Origin of the sequence: Saccharopolyspora hirsuta, assembly GCF_008630535.1 — a bacterium.
GTDB classification, from domain to species: domain Bacteria; phylum Actinomycetota; class Actinomycetes; order Mycobacteriales; family Pseudonocardiaceae; genus Saccharopolyspora; species Saccharopolyspora hirsuta.
Window position 1 is genome coordinate 373323 of sequence record NZ_VWPH01000003.1, and the last position, 18460, is coordinate 391782.

General features: G+C 71.7%; 15 protein-coding genes. 5 read left to right on the forward strand and 10 right to left on the reverse strand.

Annotation, left to right across the window (positions count from 1 at the left end):
* Positions 1–28: 28 nt before the first annotated feature.
* From trxA to F1721_RS07945, 8 genes are all read right to left on the reverse strand, one after another.
* Positions 29–355, reverse strand: coding sequence for a thioredoxin (gene trxA / locus F1721_RS07910; RefSeq protein WP_150065891.1), 327 nt, complete (start codon positions 353–355; stop codon positions 29–31).
* Between the two features lie 24 nt (positions 356–379).
* Positions 380–1366, reverse strand: a complete 987-nt coding sequence (gene trxB, locus F1721_RS07915; protein WP_150065892.1) for a thioredoxin-disulfide reductase — start codon at positions 1364–1366, stop codon at positions 380–382.
* Positions 1367–1618: 252 nt separating this feature from the next.
* Positions 1619–2413, reverse strand: coding sequence for an anti-sigma factor family protein (locus tag F1721_RS07920; protein ID WP_211840366.1), 795 nt, complete (start codon positions 2411–2413; stop codon positions 1619–1621).
* Positions 2410–3018: an RNA polymerase sigma factor SigM gene (sigM, locus tag F1721_RS07925; protein WP_150065893.1), complete on the reverse strand. Its 609-nt coding sequence runs from the start codon at positions 3016–3018 to the stop codon at positions 2410–2412. Before sigM ends, F1721_RS07920 begins: the two co-directional genes overlap by 4 nt.
* Before the next feature lie 62 nt (positions 3019–3080).
* Positions 3081–4652 carry a protein kinase family protein gene (locus F1721_RS07930; RefSeq protein ID WP_150065894.1) on the reverse strand — a complete coding sequence of 524 codons (1572 nt, stop codon included), beginning with the start codon at positions 4650–4652 and terminating at the stop codon, positions 3081–3083.
* Between the two features lie 99 nt (positions 4653–4751).
* Positions 4752–6602, reverse strand: a complete 1851-nt coding sequence (gene murJ, locus F1721_RS07935; RefSeq protein ID WP_246154470.1) for a murein biosynthesis integral membrane protein MurJ — start codon at positions 6600–6602, stop codon at positions 4752–4754.
* A 101-nt stretch (positions 6603–6703) separates the two neighbouring features.
* Positions 6704–8935, reverse strand: a complete 2232-nt coding sequence (locus tag F1721_RS07940; protein WP_211840367.1) for a DUF6049 family protein — start codon at positions 8933–8935, stop codon at positions 6704–6706.
* Positions 8932–9489 (reverse strand): NUDIX hydrolase, encoded by a 558-nt coding sequence (locus F1721_RS07945; protein WP_150065895.1) that lies wholly within the window; start codon positions 9487–9489, stop codon positions 8932–8934. Before F1721_RS07945 ends, F1721_RS07940 begins: the two co-directional genes overlap by 4 nt.
* A 489-nt stretch (positions 9490–9978) precedes the next feature.
* On the opposite strand from F1721_RS07945, the gene F1721_RS07950 reads away from it, so the two are divergent.
* The 3 genes from F1721_RS07950 (at position 9979) to F1721_RS07960 (ending at position 12592) form a co-directional block, all read left to right on the forward strand.
* A complete protein-coding gene (locus F1721_RS07950) occupies positions 9979–11475 on the forward strand; it encodes a CCA tRNA nucleotidyltransferase (protein ID WP_150065896.1) in 1497 nt (498 codons plus the stop codon).
* Between the two features lie 152 nt (positions 11476–11627).
* Positions 11628–12203, forward strand: a complete 576-nt coding sequence (locus tag F1721_RS07955; protein ID WP_170301394.1) for a YqgE/AlgH family protein — start codon at positions 11628–11630, stop codon at positions 12201–12203.
* Between the two features lie 41 nt (positions 12204–12244).
* Positions 12245–12592, forward strand: coding sequence for a VOC family protein (locus F1721_RS07960; protein WP_150065897.1), 348 nt, complete (start codon positions 12245–12247; stop codon positions 12590–12592).
* Between the two features lie 65 nt (positions 12593–12657).
* Here F1721_RS07960 and F1721_RS07965 read toward each other — a convergent pair whose 3' ends face one another.
* Together F1721_RS07965 and F1721_RS07970 are read right to left on the reverse strand one after the other, a co-directional pair.
* The gene (locus F1721_RS07965) at positions 12658–13623 is read right to left on the reverse strand and encodes a magnesium and cobalt transport protein CorA (RefSeq protein WP_150065898.1); all 966 of its coding nucleotides are present in this window, start codon (positions 13621–13623) and stop codon (positions 12658–12660) included.
* A gap of 58 nt (positions 13624–13681) precedes the next feature.
* Positions 13682–14098: an SdpI family protein gene (locus tag F1721_RS07970; RefSeq protein WP_150065899.1), complete on the reverse strand. Its 417-nt coding sequence runs from the start codon at positions 14096–14098 to the stop codon at positions 13682–13684.
* Between the two features lie 157 nt (positions 14099–14255).
* Here F1721_RS07970 and F1721_RS07975 point away from each other — a divergent pair, with 157 nt between their 5' ends.
* The gene (locus tag F1721_RS07975) at positions 14256–15323 is read left to right on the forward strand and encodes an esterase-like activity of phytase family protein (RefSeq protein WP_150065900.1); all 1068 of its coding nucleotides are present in this window, start codon (positions 14256–14258) and stop codon (positions 15321–15323) included.
* A gap of 220 nt (positions 15324–15543) precedes the next feature.
* Positions 15544–18420 carry a leucine--tRNA ligase gene (leuS, locus tag F1721_RS07980; protein WP_150065901.1) on the forward strand — a complete coding sequence of 959 codons (2877 nt, stop codon included), beginning with the start codon at positions 15544–15546 and terminating at the stop codon, positions 18418–18420.
* Positions 18421–18460 lie beyond the last annotated feature (40 nt).

Sequence of the window (18460 nt, forward strand, 5' to 3'; positions counted from 1 at the left end):
CCCCGACGGGCCGACTCGGCGAGCGAGCTCACAGGTAGTCGGCGAGGTCGTTCAGCAGCGCGGCCTTCGGCTTGGCGCCGACGATCTGCTTGACCGGCTGGCCGTCCTTGAACAGCAGCAGGGTCGGGACGGACATCACCTGGTAGTCGCGGGACACGCTGGGGTTCTGGTCGATGTCCAGCTTGGCGATGGTGATCTTGTCGCCGTGCTCCGCGGCGATCTCCTCGAGGACCGGGGCGACCATCTTGCACGGGCCGCACCAGGTGGCCCAGAAGTCCACCAGGACGGGCTTGTCGCTCTTCAGGACCGCGCTCTCGAAGCTGTCCTTGTCGACGGTCACGGTGTTGCCGGCCATGTCATCTCCCTCTCGGTTGTCAGCTCAGTTCGCCGCGCCGTAGCCGCCGCCGACGAGCTCGGAGGCGACCTCAGCGGCCGGCGTGTCGTGTTCGGCGAGCCAGCGCTCGGCGTCGATGGCCGCGGCGCAGCCCGATCCGGCGGCGGTGATGGCCTGCCGGTAGGTGTGGTCCACCAGGTCGCCCGCGGCGAACACGCCGGGCACGCCGGTGTGCGTGGTGGGCTGCTGGACCTGCACGTAGCCCTCGCCGTCGACGGTGACCTGGTCGCGCACCAGCTGGCTGCGCGGGTCGTGGCCGATCGCCACGAACATGCCGGTCACGTCCAGCTCGGAGGTCTCGCCGGTGACCGTGTCGCGCAGCTTGAGCCCGCTGACGCTGCCGTCGCCGACGACCTCGGTGACCGCCTTGTTGGTCAGCCACTTGATCTTGTCGTTGGCGCGGGCGCGCTCCAGCATGATCTTGGAGGCGCGGAACTCCTCGCGGCGGTGGATGATCGTCACCGACCGCGCGAAGCGGGTCAGGAAGGTGGCCTCCTCCATCGCCGAGTCGCCGCCGCCGATCACCGCGATGTCCTGGTCGCGGAAGAAGAAGCCGTCGCAGGTCGCGCAGGCCGACACGCCGTGGCCGAGCAGCCGCTCCTCGCCGGGGACGCCCAGGTAGCGGGCAGCCGCGCCCATGGCCAGGATGACCGCCTTGGCGCGGTACTCCACGCCGTTGGCCAGGACGGTCTTGATCTCGCCCTCGAGGTCGAGGCGCTCCACGTCCTCGGCGCGCAGCTCGGCGCCGAAGCGCTCGGCCTGGGAACGCATCTGCTCCATCAGGTCGGGACCCATGATCCCGTCCTTGAAGCCGGGGTAGTTCTCCACGTCGGTGGTGGTCATCAGCGCACCACCGAACTGGGTCCCCTCGAAGACCAGTGGTTCGAGCTCCGCCCGCGCGGCGTACACCGCTGCGGTGTACCCGGCCGGGCCCGAGCCCACGATGATCACGTTGCGGACGTCGCCAGTCACCGCGCCCCTTCCGTCGTAGCGTCCCCGCCGCGCTCGGCGCGCGACCGTATCCGGCTCAACGCGATCCTATTCGGCTCTGTTCCCGATCACGGGAAGCCGGTGCTCCAGGGCACAGCGGAGCCAGCTCGCGTCCCGGGGAGCGGGAACCGGACGTCCGCTGACGTGCGCCGGTGGGGGCCGCGGTTTCAATTGAAACCGCGGCCCCCACCCGTGAAGATTCACAGTTTCAACTGAAACTGCGCGGGGCCGCGATCAGCCGCCGAAGGTGCTGTCGGAGATCTTGGCCGGGTTGTTCGGACCGCAGTCCGGGGCGACCGCTAAGAGGCGGAACTGGCCCGTCTCGCCGGTGGGCAGGACCATCAGCTGCGCGGGCTTGCCGTCCAGCGTGATCTCCCGGGCGCCGAGCGGCTTGCCGCTGCTGACGCCGTTCGCCTGCAGGCAGCCGAGGAGCTGCTGCGGGTCGCTCAGCGCCCCGAGGTAGTCCTGGCGCGTGAGCGTTTCGGCGAACTGCGCGCCGCTGAGGTTGACCTCGCCGCCCTGCAGCGCCAGCGGCGGTTTCCCGCCGGGCGCCGGGGACGGCGGTTGTGCTTGCGGCACTCCGCTCTCGGTGTTGGTGGGCAGCACCGAGAACACGACGGCGGCTGCTGCGGCGGCCACGCCGACGAGCCCGGCGCCGAGGGTGAAGCGCCGCCTGCGGCGCTGCTTGGCCGCCGCGAAGTCGATCACCTGTCCGCCCTGCTCAGCGGGCGGTGCCGCCGGTGCGGCGGCCTGCTGCTGCTCGGCCCAGGCCCGGACCTCGTTCTCGAGCGCGGCGTCGATGCGTGCCGAAACGTCTTCGGGGATCGTCAGCGGCGGCAGCTCGGCGAGCTCCGCGCTGGTGGCGTCCAGCGCCGCCAGGATCTCCCTGGCCTCCGGGTCGTCCTGGACCTGGCTGCGGAGCTCCTCGGCCGTCTGCTCGTCGAGCACCCCGGCGTGGAGATCGGCCAGCAGGTCCAGGGACCACGGTGGCCCCTGCGGCGCCCCCGTGCGCCGGTGTTCGCCACTCATCGTCCCTCCCGTCGACGCATGGCCATCGCGTCATCTGGGACGTTCGCATCTGCACTTGGGTTCCGCAGGTGTCCCAGAAGTTTGGCGAGCTTGGCGCGCCCCCGTGCGCACCGGCTCTTCACGGTGCCGTCGGCGATGCCGAGGATCGAGGCGGTCTCGGCCACCGAGTAGCCCTCGACGTCGACCAGCACGATGGCGGACCGCTGGTCCTCGGGCAGCTCGGCCAGCGCGTCCTGGACGGCCATCCGGGTGTCCTGCTCGGCGATGGCGTCGCGGGGCACCGCGGGCTCGGCCGGACCGGTCTCCGGCAGCGGCACGGTCGGGCGGGCCTGCCTGCGCCGGATCCGGTCCAGGCAGGCGTTCACCACGATCCGGTGCAGCCAGGTGGTCACCTGGGATTCGGCGCGGAACGACGAGGCGTTTCGGAAGGCGGAAATCATCGCGTCCTGAAGAGCGTCGGCGGCGTCTTCGTGGTCGCGCATGGTGCGCAGCGCAACAGCCCACAGCCGATCCCGATGCCGGCGGAAGAGCTCGGAGAACGCGTGCGGATCTCCGCTGGTATGCGCCGCGATGAGTTCGGCGTCCGATCTCACGGGGACAGACACGGTTCAGCACTTTACTGATCGTGAGTTCGAACCGGGGCCGGAGCCCGTGTTCGCGCTCACGATCAGGCCGCGCTGCCGGTGACCTTCACCTCGTTGATCTGGGCGACGAACCCACCGCCGCTGGACGGCAGCTGGGTGATCAGGACCAGGATCTCCTGGGACGCCGAGTCGGGGTTCAGCTTGATCGTGGTCTCGCCCGCGTTCAGCTGCCCCTCGCCGATCACCTTGGTGTCGTTCAGGTTCTGCGTCCCGTTGACCTGCCGGACCTCCACCTTGGCACCAGCGCTCGGCGAGTTGATGACGAGTTCCTGCAGCACCGACGGGTGGGCGAGCGTGAGCACCGCCCCGGTGCCGTCGCTGATGCCGCCCGGGCCAAGCTGCTGCCGGTAGTTCGAGGTCGCCCAGTAGGTCCCGGGATCGCCGTCGTACAGGTACGGGATGCGTCCCGGGGTGTCCGGACGGCCGTTGGTGTTGTACGGCTCCGCGCCGGTGATCTGCACCGGGCTCGCCGGGGGCGGGGGCGGGGGCTGCTGCTCGCCGCCCGGGTGGTTGCCCGACTCGCCGATCACCTGGCCCGTACCGCTGTTGCGGTTGGACTCGGTGAACACGCCGATCAGCGAGGTGGCGATCCAGGCGATCACCAGCAGGGTGGCCACCGCCAGCACGCCGACGCTGATCATCAGCTTCTTGCGCTTGGCCTCGTCCGGCTTGGGGTCCTCGCGCCGCCAGACCTCGTTGCTCTCGCTCGACGAGCTCTGCCCGGCGGTGCTGGGCGTCTCGAAGGTGGCGTGCTGCTCCAGGACTCGCAGCACCGCCGCACCGGTCCGCACACCGCCGGTGGTGCCGGTGGAGTCCGGGTTGCCCAGGGCGCGCACCGCCACGGTGGACAGCTCCAGCGGCACGGTCGGCCGCAGCGTGCGCGGCGCGACCAGGGCGCCGTCCGGGCCGGTCGGCGCGACCGGCAGTCCTTCCGGCGCGTCGCCGAGCGCCCACCGGCCGGTGAGCAGCAGGTACAGCGCGGCGCCCAGGCCGCGCACGTCGTCGCTGGAGGTGGCCTGGGCCATCGGGCCGGGGAAGGCCATCCGGATCTCGCCCTCCGGCGTCACCCGGATCCGCTGCGGGTGGTCGGCGCCGAGCACCAGACCGGCGTGGTGCGCCGCCTCGACCGCCGCGGCCAGCGGCTGCAGCAGCCGCGCCGCGGTGCCGGGCGGCAGCGGCCCCTCGGCGACCAGGTCGAGCAGGTCCGTGCCGTGCGTCCACTCGGCGATCACGATGCCGAGGACGCCGTCCGGGTCGTTCGAGGACTGCGTGACGACGTCGAGGACGCGGGCCACGCCGATGTGGTTGAACGTGCTCGCGTGCATCGCGCGTTCCAGGGTGCGCCGCGCGTTGGACGCCGCCTCGGCGTCCGAGCGGTCGCCGACCAGGATGGTCAGCGCGACGTCCCGCCCCAGCACGCCGTCCTTGGCGCGCCAGAGCTGCGCGTTGCAGCGGTTGTCCGCGCCGACCTGGGAAAGGAGCCGGTACCGGCCGTGGTCCAACACCCGGCCAGGGGTCAGCGCCTGCTCGGCCGAACCCTCGTCGCCGGAATCGTCGCGGTCCGCAGCGATCTGCTCGGTGGGTTTGCTGGTCACCTTCCCTCTCCCGCTCCTCCCGGTCCGCAAGGGGATGCGTACCACCCCTCTTCCCCGCACGGGAGGAGACTTCGACACCGAGGGTACGTGACGCGAAAGTCAGCGACGACGCAGCAAACCGGTGAGCCGCCCGATGGCGGGCTGCAGTTCGGCCACCCGCAGCACCGACATCAGCCCGAAGATCGCCCCGAAACCGACTGCGGTGCCCACGAGGAGCTGCAGCCACCCGGTCCCGGCGCCCGCCGGTCCGGGGATCAGCGCGTCCACCCCGACCACGCTCCCCCAGCACAGCAGTCCACCTGCGACGGAAGCCACCAGGGTCTTCGCCAGGGTCTTGAGGAATCGGCGGCTGCCCAGCGGGCCGAGCCGGTTGCGCAGCCAGATCTCGCCGACCAGCCAACCGATGATGAAGGTGAACGAGTTCACGAAGGTAAGCCCGAACACGATCTGCTCCGGCTCCAGCACCGCGGGCAGCGCGACGGCCATCAGCACCTTGGCCGCGGTCATCACGACCATGATCAGCGTCGGGGTGCGCGCGTCGTTCAGCGCGTTGAACGTGCGCATCTGCATCATCGTCAGCGCGTACGGCAGCACGCCGAACGCGGAGACCGCCAGCGCCAGGCCGAGCGTGGTGGCCTGACCGGACATGTCGGACTTCACCGCGAACAGCGCCAGCGACAGCGGCACGCCGAGCGCGGTCATCACCGCGCTGACCGGCAGCAGGGTCACAGTGGACAGTCGGTTGCCCAGCGAGAGGTCGTCGATGACGCGCTGGTGGTCGCCGTCCGCGGCGGCCGCGCTCATCCGCGGCAGGATCGCGGTCATGATCGAGAAGCCGATGACCCCGTACGGCAGCTGCAGCAGCATCCACACGTAGCTGTAGGTCGACCAGGCGCCCTGGGCGTTCGCGGTGGCCACCCGGCTGAGCGCGACCAGGCCGAGCTGGCTGATCGCGACGTAGCCGAGCATCCACAGCGCGAGGCCGCCGAACTCCGAGAGCCGCCGGTCCCAACCCCACCGCCAGCGCATCCGGAACCCGGTCTTGCGCAGCGCGGGCAGCTGCACCACCGCCTGGCAGACCACGCCGAGGGTGACGCCGATGCCGAGCACGAGCAGCTGCGGATCGGTCATCGAGACCGGGTCCAGCGAGATCTCGCCGGGCATCAGCGCGAGCACGCCGATGGTCGCGATCACCACCAGGTTGTTCACCACCGGCGCCCAGGCCGGCGGGCTGAAGATCTGCTTGGCCTGCAGGACCGCCCCGACCAGCGCGCTGATCCCGTAGAAGAAGATCTGCGGCAGCAGCAGGTACGCGAACGCGGTGACCAGGTCGCGGTTCGAGGCGTCGGAGTCGGAGACCAGCGCCACGGTCAGCAGCGGGGCGGCGATCATCGCCAGCAGCGTTCCCACGGCCAGCACCACGGCGGCCAGCGTCATCAGCTGCTGCACGAACCGCTCGCCGCCGTCGGCGTCGCCCTTCCGGGCGCGCACCAGCACCGGCACCACGACGCTGGTCAGCACGCCGCCGATGAGCAGCTCGAAGAGCATGTTCGGCAGCGTGTTGGCCACGTTGAACGAGTCGTTGACGACCCCGAAGCCGACCACCGCGGCCAGCATCAGCTTCCACAGGAAGCCGGTGATCCGGCTGGTCAGGGTCGCGACGGCCATCGAGCCGCTGGCCTTGAGCAGGGACGGCTTGCCCTTGCCCGGCGAGACCGGGCGGATCACCTGGGTCTGCTCGGTGGCCTGCTCCGCGGCCTGGCTCATCCCGGGCTCCGGCGGCACCGCGGGGATCGGCTGGGTCTCCGCGACGTGCCAGCCGCCCTGCGCCGCCCGCGGCGGGGCAGGGCGCGGCGGGGCGGTGTCCGGTCGGCGGATCGGCATGGTGGGGCGCGTCCCCGGCTGCGGCGCGCGACCGCCCGGCCGCCCGGCATCCCTGTCTCGGTTCACTGCCTCAATCCTTCGCCCGCGCGGGAGCTGCCCGCCCGGTCCTGTCGACTCCGCGGCGCGCCGCCCCGAAAGGGTGACGGGACGGCACTCCGCCCAGGATCTCAGCTCGGGTTTCGATCACCTTCGGTGGTGGCGATCTGCGCGGTCTCGGGCGGGTCCGCCGAGGGGGTCTCGTCGGTCTCGCCGGACTGCTCCGCGGCCCGGCGCCGCTGCCTGGCCCGCAGCCGCTTGAAGATCCGCCGCGCGGACATCAGCACCAGCAGCGCGGCGGCGCTCAGCGTGATGATCAGGATCAGCGGCCCGTAGTTGCCGGACTGGTACGACAGCCGCTTGGTGCTGCCGAACTGGGTGCCGTGCTCGGTGGTCATCGTGACGTCGAGGGTGAACGTGCCGGCCCGCTGCGCGGTGGTCTGCAGCCAGAACCCCCGCCGCCCGTTCGCCGGGATGGTGGCCACCCCGCCGAAGTCGTCCTGCACCTGCACGCCCGGCACCTGCGGGATGCGGAACACCACGGCGACCGTGATCGGCAGCTCGTTGACCACGACCAGCGGGGTCGGGCTGTCCGGCGAGGCGCCGACCAGCGGGGTCTGGGACTCCTCGATGCGGACCTTGTCGAGGATCTCCTCGATGGTGCCCCGGCCCAGGTCCACCCAGTGGGCGGCCGCGTTCGGCTTCCCGCGCCACGCGCTGGACGCGCCGCGCAGCAGGCCGTTGACCAGCGGGGTGGTGATCCGGCCCGGCTCCACGTCGGTGGACGGGTCCCGCCGGGAGGACCGGTACAGGTCGCCGACCTTGAAGTTCTGCTCGGCGAGCTGCTTCAGCACCGGCTGGGCGACCTCCGCCGCACCGGCTTCCACCGGGTAGTTGAGGTCGGCTTCGGGCAGCGTCGCCGGGGACGGCTCGGGCAGCGCCCGGGGGCGGATCAGCCCGGCGTCGGTGAGGTGCTGCATGCCGTCGAGCAGGGTGCGGAGGTCGTCGCCGCGGAGGTTCCAGCGGCGCGGCGGGACCAGCACCGAGGTGGCGTCGCCGACCGAGCCCCGGGTCGCCCGGAAGGTGAGCGCGCCGAGCGCGTTCTGCGCCGACTCCAGCTGCCCGCCCGGCGGCGAGAGGTCGGTGGTCTTCCGCGGCGTGTCGCGCAGCGGGTCGAGCGCGCTGGTCAGCAGCGGGTCGATCGGCACCGCGGTCATGTCCCGGCCGCGGATGCGCACCGGGTCCAGCGAACCGGCCGGGATGTTCAACGCCTGCGGTTCCACCAGCACGGTGCGGGGCAGGTCGCCGCTGGCCGGATCGGCCAGCGCCCCCTCGACCGGCCACAGCACGCTGCGCGGCTCGACGCCCAGCAGGGACTTGTCCTTGAGCAGGTCGGCGCCGTCCATCGCGATGTTGACCAGGTCGGGCAGCCCGGCGCGGGCCAGCGCCGCCACGTCGGCGTCGGCGTAGGGCAGCGCGATCACGCAGCGGCCCGAGGTGGCCTCCCGCAGCTTGCTCAACCACAGGTTCGCGGCGCCGGTGCCGATCCCCTCGGCCAGCGTGTTGTTCGGCTGCTGCACCTGGTACGGCCCCTGCATCGCGCGGACGGTGATCAGCAGGTCCGGGTCGATGGCGAAGCACAGCGCGCTGCCCAGCGGCGAACCCGCGGGCGCGCTGTCGGTCACCGCCTGCAGCAGCTCGTACAGCCGACCGCCGGGGGCCAGCGAGGTGGACAGCGTGTCGTCGACCAGCACCGGGCGCATGCCGGGCAGCGCCTCGCGCACCAGCCGCGGGTAGTCGACGATCGGCACCAGCATGCTGACGTCGGTGGGGTGCTGGGGCGGCGGCGCCGGGTTGCCCGGCGTGCTGAGCACCGGCAGCAGGAAGCGGGACTCGGCGATCCGCGCCCGGCCGCCCACGGCCTGCACGCCGTTGACGTTGACCAGCAGCGGGTAGACGCCGGGCTGGGTGAGCTGCAGCGAGTTCGGGCCGGTCAGCGGGATGCGCAGCTCGACGGGGATCTGCTGCCCCGGGGCCAGGCCGTCGGCGACCGGGCTGAAGGCCGGTTCGGTGACCGTCGACGTCGCGCTGCGCATGGCGCGCTGCACGGCCGGTTCGGAGCTGGTCGGGTCGCCGCGCTGCACGCGCGCCTCGATGTCGTCGATCCGGTTGCCGCTGGTGTTGGTCAACCGCCCGGAGATGACGACCTCGCCGGGCCCGCCGTCCGCGACCACCGAAGGTGTGACATTGGTCACGTCAAGTTGGACCGGGTTGTCGCCCTGCGCCGCGGCCCGCGGCGCCTGGGCCACCGGAAGCCCCGCCAAAACCAGCACCGCGACCACCGCGGCCAGCAGAAACCTCACCCCGGCTCCGTCCCGCTCCCTCGCACCGGACGGGCCCCGAGCCGATCGCTCGTCCCGCCCGCACCGTCGCCGCGCAGGCTCAGCGCGCGGCGCACCAGCCGACGCTCGTCGGCGTAGGCCAGCACCTCGTCCAGTTCACCAAGCGGCACCCACGCCACCTCGGTGACCTCCACGTCCTCGTCGGAAAGCTCACCGCCCACCGCATCCAGCAGGAAGTGGTGCACGGTCTTGTGTATGCGCCGGTTGCCCGCGACGAACCAGTAGTCGATGGTGCCGATCGCGGTCACGACCCGACCGATGATCCCGGTCTCCTCGGCGACCTCGCGCACCGCGGTCTGCTCCGGGGTCTCACCGGCCTCGATGTGCCCCTTCGGCAGCGACCACAGCAGTCGTCCCTTGCGGTCCAGCCTCCCGATGATCGCAGCGCGCCCCTCGCGGCCGTTCACCACCAGCCCACCGGCGGACGTCTCGTCGACGGTCCGCAGCCTGCGCCGCCGGCGTCGGTTCCGACGCCCCGGCTGAGCACCGCCGGAGCGGCCGGGCGACGGGGGCATGCAGCCGATGGTAGTGCGATCAGGGTCTTCGGGTGGAGCTGGTCGGCTTGCGCAGCGGTGCAAGTGGCGGAACCTCAGCTCCCGCCTGGACTGCGGATGCCCTGACTTATGTATGCCCAATACACGGCGTCAGGGCCGTCCTCGCCAGGCGAACGCTGAGAACCCGCGGCGGTGCAAGTTGCGAGGGTGGGTTATGCGCCTGCGGCGCATGCGACGACCTGGTCATCGGTGCCGGTCGTGCTTCGCGGTCGCTGTTTACCGCTGGAAGCGGCTTCGCCGCTTGCCTGACGGTGGCTGATCTGCGGAGTCGCCTCGCCGCTATTGCTGGCCTTCGGCTGCCGGGTCAGGCGTTGGCTGGTTTGAGAGGTCGTCTCGCTTTCTTGTGGGTTTGTGGCTTGCTCTCTTGTGGTTTGTGGTTTGTTGTCCGGTTCTGGGTGTGGTTGCGGAGGGGTGCTGGGGCGGGGGTCGCGGTCGATATCCTGGTAAATCGTGTCCTCTCCTTCGCACCACGACTCCGCCACGTCCGCCGAGCTGCAGGCGCGCGAACGCCAAGCGCAGCGCAACGCCGTGGTCGAGCTCGTCCGGGTCGCGCCCGTCGCGGAGGAGCTGGCCGAGCGGTTCGCCGCCGCCGGGCACCGGCTGTTCCTGGTCGGCGGCAGCGTGCGGGACGCGCTGCTCGGGCGGTTGGGCACCGACCTGGACTTCACCACCGAGGCGCGGCCGGAGCAGGTCCGCGAGCTGCTGAGCGGGTGGGCCGAGACGATCTGGGACACCGGGATCGAGTTCGGCACGCTCGGCGCGTACCGGCACGGGACGACGGTGGAGATCACCACCTTCCGCGCCGACACCTACGACCGGGTGGGCCGCAACCCCGAGGTGGCCTTCGGCGACACCATCGAGGGCGACCTGGTGCGCCGCGACTTCACCGTGAACGCGATGGCCATCGAGCTGCCGGGCCGGTCGTTCGTCGACCTGCACGGCGGGATGGCCGACCTGGCCGCGCGGCGGCTGGACACCCCGGCCGCCCCCGAGGACTCCTTCGCCGACGACCCGCTGCGCATGCTGCGCGCCGCCCGGTTCGTCTCCCAGCTCGGGTTCACCGCCAGCGACCGGGTGGTCCGGGCGATGACCGACATGGCCGCCGAGATCGTCCGGATCACCCCGGAGCGGGTCCAGGTCGAGCTGTCCAAGCTGCTGTGCGGCGAGTTCCCGCGGCGCGGCGTCGAGCTGCTGGTGGACACCGGGCTGGCCGACCACGTGCTGCCCGAGGTCCCGGCGATGAAGCTGGAGATCGACGAGCACCACCAGCACAAGGACGTCTACCGGCACTCGCTGACGGTGCTGGACCAGGCGATCGACCTGGAGCGGGCGGCCGACCCGGACGGCGAGCCGGACCTGGTGCTGCGGCTGGCCGCGCTGCTGCACGACATCGGCAAGCCGGGCACCCGGCGCTTCGAGTCCGGCGGCGGGGTCAGCTTCCACCACCACGAGGTGGTCGGCGCGAAGATGGCCCGCAAGCGGCTGCGCGCGCTGCGCTACCCCAAGGACGTGATCAACCAGGTCGCCGACCTGGTGTTCCTGCACCTGCGGTTCCACGGCTACAGCGACGGCCAGTGGACCGACTCGGCGGTGCGCCGCTACGTCAACGACGCGGGCCCGCTGCTCCCCCGGCTGCACAAGCTGGTGCGCGCGGACTGCACGACCCGCAACAAGCGCAAGGCGGCGGCGCTGCAGCGCGCGTACGACGACCTGGAGGAGCGCATCGACCGGATCGCGGCCGAGGAGGACCTGGCGAAGGTCCGGCCCGATCTGGACGGCAACGAGATCATGCGGCTGCTCGGCGTCGACCCCGGACCGGTGGTCGGGAAGGCCTGGAAGCACCTGAAGGAGCTGCGCCTGGACCGCGGACCGATGTCCCGCGAGGAGGCCGTCGCGGAGCTCTACGCGTGGGCCCGCGAGCAGGGCATCGACGTTCCCAGTTCCTGAAACCGCAGGTCAGAGGGTTGGTAATAATACTGGGCAGTACTTCTCGCTGTTGCGCGTGAGTGTTGAACAGTGAGTGCTACTGGATCGAGCGGTTCGCGGGGCGATGTTCGGTCCAGGTGGGTCCGTGCTCGGGCAACCAGTGAGATCATGCGATGGTGGGATCAGACGCGGACGTGGAACCGGGGACGCTGCTCGTCGCCGCCCCACAGCTGCTGGACCGGAACTTCCGGCGAACCGTCGTGTACGTCATTCACCACCGCGCCGAGGGCACCCTCGGCGTCGTGCTGAACCGGCCGAGCGAGGTCACCGTGGGCGAGGTGCTGCCGAAGTGGGCGCAGCACGCGAGCGAGCCGCAGGCGCTGTTCGTCGGCGGGCCGGTCGAGCAGCGCACCGCGATCTGCCTGGCCGCCCTGCGCGCCGGTGAGGACACCGGGACGGTCGCGGGCATGGTCGGCGTCCGCGGCCCGGTCGGGCTGGTCGACCTCGACGGCGACCCCGACGACCTGGTGCCGAAGGCGCGCGGGCTGCGCTTCTTCGCCGGCTACGCGGGCTGGGAGCCGGGGCAGCTGGCGGGCGAGATCGAGCGCGGCGACTGGATCGTGGTCCCGGCGCTGCCGGACGACGTGATCGCCGACCCCGGCGCCGAGCTGTGGGGCCGGGTGCTGCGCCGCCAGGGACCGCCGCTGGCGTTCCTCGCCACCCACCCCGGCGACGTCCGCCTCAACTGAACCGCTGGACGGGTGATCGTCGGCGGTTGCAGAATGCCCGCATGGATGTGCGGGGAGTGACGGTGGGGTTCCCGGTCAGCGACCTGCGTCGCGCGGTGGAGTGGTACCAGCGGGTGTTCGACCTCGGCGGTCCGGACCTCGAACCGGCGGACGGGGTGGTGGAGTTCCAGCTGGGCTCGATCTGGCTGCAGCTCGGTGAGGAAGCGACCGACCGCTCCGGCGCCGAGGTCGTGACCCGCTTCAGCGTCGCCGACGCCGCCGCGGAGCGGGACCGCTTGGCCGGGCTCGGGGTCGAGGTCGGCCCGCTCGAGCACGTCCCCGGCGCGGTGGACTACTTCGACTTCCGCGACCCCGACGGCAACCTGCTCAGCTGCTACGCCGAGCTGTAGCCGCGAGGTTGTCCCCAGGTATCCACAGTTGTCCACAACCTTGTGGACAACTCCCTGTGGACAACTCAGAGCCAGCGGTTGTGGCGGAGCGCGGCGTAGAGGCAGCCGCAGACGGCGAGGATCACCGCGATCGCCAGCGGGTACCCGAACGCCCAGTGCAGCTCGGGCATGTGCTCGAAGTTCATCCCGTAGACCCCGCCCACGATGGTGGGCACCAGCGCGATGGCCGCCCAGGCCGAGATCTTGCGCATGTCCTCGTTCTGCCAGAGCCCGGCCCGGGAGAACTGGGCGTCCAGCGCCGAGGTCAGCAGCTCGTCGCAGGACCGCAGGTCGCGACCGGCCCGGAGCACGTGGTGGGCCACGTCGCGGAAGTGCTGGCCGAGCAGGCCCGGCTCGCCGTTGTCCGGCTGGACCAGCCGGTGCGCCACCGGCAGCAGCGGCTCCACGGCGTCGCGGGCCGTCAGCACCTCCCGCTTCAGCGCGTACAGGTCCTCGGTCACGTCGTCCCGGCCGGGGGCGAACACGCGCTGCTCCAGCCGGGTCAGGTCGGCGCGGAGCTCCGCCGAGGCGGTCAGGTAGGCGTCGACGACGGTGTCGGCGAGCAGGTAGGCCGCCGCGCGCGGTCCGGAGTCGAACAGCTCCGGGTGGTCGGCGGCCCGGCGGTGCGCCCCGGCGGTCGGGTCCTCGGGGCCGTGCACGACGGTGATCAGGACTTTCGAGGTCAGGAACATGATCAGCTCACCGGTGCCGACGGCCGAGGTCGCCTCGGTGTAGCTGAGCACCTTGAGGATCACGTGGTCGCAGTCCGGGTAGTGCTCGACCCGCGCGTGCTGGTGCGGGTGCGCCGCGTTCGCGACGGCCAGGCGCGGGAGGTCCAGCACGCGGGCCGCGTCGCGCAGCACGTCCGACCGGGTCGGCGGCACCTCCAGCCACACGAAGCCGTCCTCCGGCGGGTTCCGCAGGGAGTCGAGCACGTCGTCCTCGGCGATCGCCGACGATCCGCCGGAGTGGAAGCGGGTGCACCTCAGCATGCGGGTCACGGTGCCACGCGGGCGGCGGCCCGGTCGGCATTGCCGGGCCGTGTCCTGCTCAGTCGCGCGGGAGGGCGCTGCAGCCGCCGCAGGCGCAGCCGCTGCACCCACCGGCGGCGGGCGCCGGGGCGGGCATCGCCTCGGCCGCGCGGTTGCCGACCACGCCGCCCGCGGTCATCAGCGCGAACGCGCCGACCAGACCGAGCACCGAGATCATCACCACGGAGAACGTCGAGGCCAGCATCGGCACCGACACCCCGGCCAGCACGGCCGCCGCGCCACCGGCCAGCATCGCGGGCGCGGCCGCCCGGTTGGCCAGCTCGAAGGCCTCGTCGCTGCTCATCGCGGCGGGGGTGCGGACACCGACGTAGCGGTTGCGGGGCAGCTGTCCCCGCAGCCCCCGGAAGCCGAGCAGCAGCAGCGCCGCTCCGCCGAGGACCAAGATCGCGCAGAGGATCACCTGAACAGCGAGCACCACATCAGACTAGGAGAACACCCGACTTGACCTGCATCACGGTGCGGCAACCGGTGTCCCGGACCGCAGTTTCAGTTGAAACTGCAGGAGGACCGGCGGGCCGAGGCGCAACGTGATCGCCACCTGCCGGACACCCTGATCGGGTGTGCTGGCGCGCATGGCGAAGACAACTGTGCTGAGCGGGCTGCTGGCCACCGCGCTGCTGGTCGCGGCGGCGGCCCCGGCAGCGGCCGGGCCCGACCGGGTCGAGCTGGTCGGCGAGACCGCCCTGCCGCACGCGATGCAGTTCGACGGCACCACCGTCGGCGGGCTGTCCGGGCTGGACCACGACCCGCGCACCGGGCAGTGGGTGCTGATCAGCGACGACCGCTCCGACAAGCAACCGGCCCGGATCTACACCGGCCGCTTCGAGGGCGGCGGTTTCCGGCTGACCGGCACAGCGCCGCTGCTGCGCCCGGACGGCACCACCTACCCGAAGGGCTCCGTGGACCCGGAGGACGTGCGCTGGGACCCGCGGACCGGCGGGATCTGGTGGACCAGCGAGGGCGAGCGCGCCCAGCAGCTGATCGACCCGGCGATCCGCCGCGCCAGCGCGGACGGCACCTTCACCGGCGACCTGCCGATCGCGGACAACCTGCGGATGCGGCCGGAGACCGGGCCGAAGCAGAACGAGGTGCTGGAGGGGCTGACCCTGGCCAACGGCGGTTCCCTGGTGGTCAGCGCGATGGAGGGCCCGCTGATCGAGGACGGCGAGTCGCCGACCGCCGAGCACGGCGCGCTGTCCCGGATCACCGTGCAGACCCGCAGCGGCCACGTCCTCGGCCAGTACGCCTACCCGCTGGACCCGGTGTTCGCCGAGTCGCCGACCGGCGGCTTCGCCAACAACGGCGTCACCGCGATCCTGGCCGACCGGGGCGGCCGGTACCTGGTCCTGGAGCGCTCGTTCGTGACCGGCGTCGGCAACTCGGTCCGGCTCTACCAGGTCGACCTGCGCGGCGCCACGAACGTGCGCGACGTCGACTCGCTGGTCGGCGCGCAGGTCCGCCCGGTCCGCAAGGAGCTGGTGGCCGACCTGGCCGACCTGGGCCTGAGCACGGTGGACAACGTCGAGGGCATGAGCTGGGGCCCGCGGCTGCCGGACGGCCGCCGCAGCCTGGTGCTGGTCAGCGACGACAACTTCTCCCCCGCCCAGACCACCCAGCTGATCACCCTCGCCCTCCGCTGAGCCGCGGTGGGGAAGGTGCTTGGGGACCTCGGCTACCCTGGGTGGCATGTGCGCGAGGCTGCTCCTTGCGAGGCCGCGTTGACGCTCGGTTAGACGACGTCAGCGCGGCGACCCCTCATGCCCGGCAGGGCCTGGGGGGTTTTCCATTTTCCGCAGGCGGCACACTAGGAGCGCACGACTCGCGCGATCGAGGGCGATGGGCAGGGAAGGACATGAACCGATGAGTGGCCAGGCAGAGACCTCGACCGAAGAGGTTCCGCAGTACCGCTACACCGCGGAGACGGCGGTCGAGATCGAGCAGCGGTGGCAGCAGCGGTGGGAGGAGCGCGGCACCTTCCACGCGCCCAACCCGGCCGGGTCGCTCAAGGGTGACGTGCCCGAGGACAAGCTGTTCGTGCAGGACATGTTCCCGTACCCCTCGGGCGCCGGGCTGCACGTCGGCCACCCGCTGGGCTTCATCGGCACCGACGTCTACGCCCGCTACCACCGGATGCTGGGCCGCAACGTGCTGCATACGATGGGCTTCGACTCGTTCGGCCTGCCCGCCGAGCAGTACGCGGTGCAGACCGGCACCCACCCGCGGACCACCACCGAGCAGAACATCGAGCGGTACCTGCGGCAGATCCGCCGCCTGGGCCTGGGGCACGACGAGCGCCGCCGGATCGCCACCACCGACGTCGAGTTCTACCGCTGGACGCAGTGGATCTTCCTGCAGATCTTCAACGCCTGGTACGACACCGAGGCGCGCCGGGCGCGGCCGATCGCCGAGCTGGAGGAGCAGTTCGCCAGCGGTGCGCGGGCCACCCCGGACGGCCGCCCGTGGGCCGAGCTGACCCGGGCCGAGCAGCGCGAGATCATCGACTCGTACCGGCTGGCCTACGTGTCCGAGGCGCCGGTCAACTGGGCGCCGGGCCTGGGCACCGTGGTGGCCAACGAGGAGGTCACCGCCGACGGGCTGACCGAGCGCGGCAACTTCCCGGTGTTCCGCCGCAACCTGAAGCAGTGGATGATGCGGATCACCGCCTACGCGGACCGCCTGGTCGACGACCTGGACCGGCTGGACTGGCCGGAGAAGGTCAAGACCATGCAGCGGAACTGGATCGGCCGCTCGCAGGGCGCGAACGTGGTGTTCCCGCTGGACGGCTCCGCGCACCACGTCGAGGTCTTCACCACCCGCCCGGACACCCTGTTCGGCGTGACCTACCTGGTGCTGGCCCCGGAGCACGGGCTGGTCGACGAGCTGACCGCGGACGCCTGGCCCGCCGGGGTGGACGACCGCTGGACCGGTGGCGCGGCCACCCCGGCGGAGGCCGTCGCGCAGTACCGGCGCGCCGCGTCGATGAAGTCCGACCTGGACCGCCAGGAGAACAAGGAGAAGACCGGCGTCTTCACCGGTGCCTGGGCCACCAACCCGGTCAACGGCCAGCAGATCCCGGTGTTCATCGCCGACTACGTGCTGATGGGCTACGGCACCGGCGCGATCATGGCGGTGCCCGGCGAGGACACCCGCGACCACGAGTTCGCCGAGGTCTTCGGGCTGCCGATCGTGCGCACCGTGCAGCCGCCCGCCGACTTCGAGGGCGGTGCCTACACCGGCGCCGGGCCGCGGATCAACTCGGCGAACCCGGAGATCGGGCTGGACCTGAACGGCCTGGATCTGGACGACGCCAAGAAGGCGATCATCAGCTGGCTGGAGGAGCAGGGCCACGGCCGCGGCACTGTCCAGTACAAGCTGCGCGACTGGCTGTTCGCCCGGCAGCGCTACTGGGGCGAGCCGTTCCCGATCGTCTACGGCGAGGACGGCGTGCCGCTGGGCCTGCCGGAGGACCAGCTGCCGGTGGTGCTGCCCGAGGTCGAGGACTACTCGCCGCGCACCTTCGACCCGGAGGACGCCGACAGCAAGCCGGAGCCGCCGCTGGCCAAGGCCACCGCGTGGGCGAACGTCGAGCTGGACCTGGGCGACGGGCTGAAGCACTACGAGCGGGACACCAACGTGATGCCGCAGTGGGCCGGTTCCTGCTGGTACCAGCTGCGCTACATCGACCCGGACAACACCGAGCGGTTCGTCGACCCGGCCAACGAGCAGTACTGGATGGGCAAGCGCCCGGCCGAGCACGGCCCGAGCGACCCGGGCGGCGTGGACCTGTACGTCGGCGGCGTCGAGCACGCGGTGCTGCACCTGCTGTACTCGCGGTTCTGGCAGAAGGTCCTGTTCGACCTGGGCCACCTGTCGGCCGAGGAGCCGTACCGGCGGCTGTACAACCAGGGCTACATCCAGGCCTACGCCTACACCGACTCGCGGGGCGTGTACGTCCCGGCCGAGGAGGTCACCGAAGAAAGCACAGAGCGCGGCGTCCGATATCTCTACCAGGGCCAGGAGGTCCGGCGGGAGTACGGGAAGATGGGCAAGAGCCTGAAGAACTCCGTCTCCCCGGACGAGATGGCCGACGCCTACGGCGCGGACACGCTGCGGCTGTACGAGATGGCGATGGGCCCGCTGGACTCCTCGCGGCCGTGGGCGACCAAGGACGTCGTCGGCTCGCACCGGTTCCTGCAGCGGCTGTGGCGCAACGTCGTCGACGAGAACACCGGTGAGCTGCGGGTGACCGACGAGCAGCCGGACGTCGAGATGCTGCGCGCGCTGCACAAGACCATCGCCGGGGTCCGGGAGGACTACGCGGAGCTGCGGTTCAACACCGCGGTGGCGAAGCTCATCGAGTTCAACAACCGGATCACCAAGGCGTACTCGGCCGCTGCGGGCACCCCGCGCGCGGTGGTGGAGCCGCTGGTGCTGATGGTCGCGCCGCTGACCCCGCACCTGGCCGAGGAGCTGTGGTCCCGGCTGGGCCACGAGGAGAGCCTGGCGCACGGCCCGTTCCCGGTGGCCGACGAGGAGTACCTGGTCGAGGACACCGCGGAGTACCCGATCCAGGTCAACGGCAAGGTCCGCTCCCGCGTCGTGGTGCCCGCCTCGGCGGCCCAGGACGCGGTGAAGGCGGCGGCGCTGGCGGACGAGAAGATCGTCGCCGCCCTGAACGGCAAGGAACCGCGCAAGGTCATCGTGGTCCCGGGCCGCCTGGTCAACGTCGTGGCCTGACGACCCCCGGAAGCCGCCCCGCCATCGCAGCGGGGCGGCT

Bases quoted from the DNA above. Each gene is read 5' to 3' on its own strand.
- trxA (WP_150065891.1), bottom strand. From the start codon at position 355: ATGGCCGGCAACACCGTGACCGTCGACAAGGACAGCTTCGAGAGCGCG.
- F1721_RS07920 (WP_211840366.1), bottom strand. From the start codon at position 2,413: ATGAGTGGCGAACACCGGCGCACGGGGGCGCCGCAGGGGCCACCGTGG.
- F1721_RS07945 (WP_150065895.1), bottom strand. From the start codon at position 9,489: ATGCCCCCGTCGCCCGGCCGCTCCGGCGGTGCTCAGCCGGGGCGTCGG.
- F1721_RS07955 (WP_170301394.1), top strand. From the start codon at position 11,628: ATGGTGGGATCAGACGCGGACGTGGAACCGGGGACGCTGCTCGTCGCC.
- F1721_RS07960 (WP_150065897.1), top strand. From the start codon at position 12,245: ATGGATGTGCGGGGAGTGACGGTGGGGTTCCCGGTCAGCGACCTGCGT.
- F1721_RS07965 (WP_150065898.1), bottom strand. From the start codon at position 13,623: ATGCTGAGGTGCACCCGCTTCCACTCCGGCGGATCGTCGGCGATCGCC.
- F1721_RS07975 (WP_150065900.1), top strand. From the start codon at position 14,256: ATGGCGAAGACAACTGTGCTGAGCGGGCTGCTGGCCACCGCGCTGCTG.
- leuS (WP_150065901.1), top strand. From the start codon at position 15,544: ATGAGTGGCCAGGCAGAGACCTCGACCGAAGAGGTTCCGCAGTACCGC.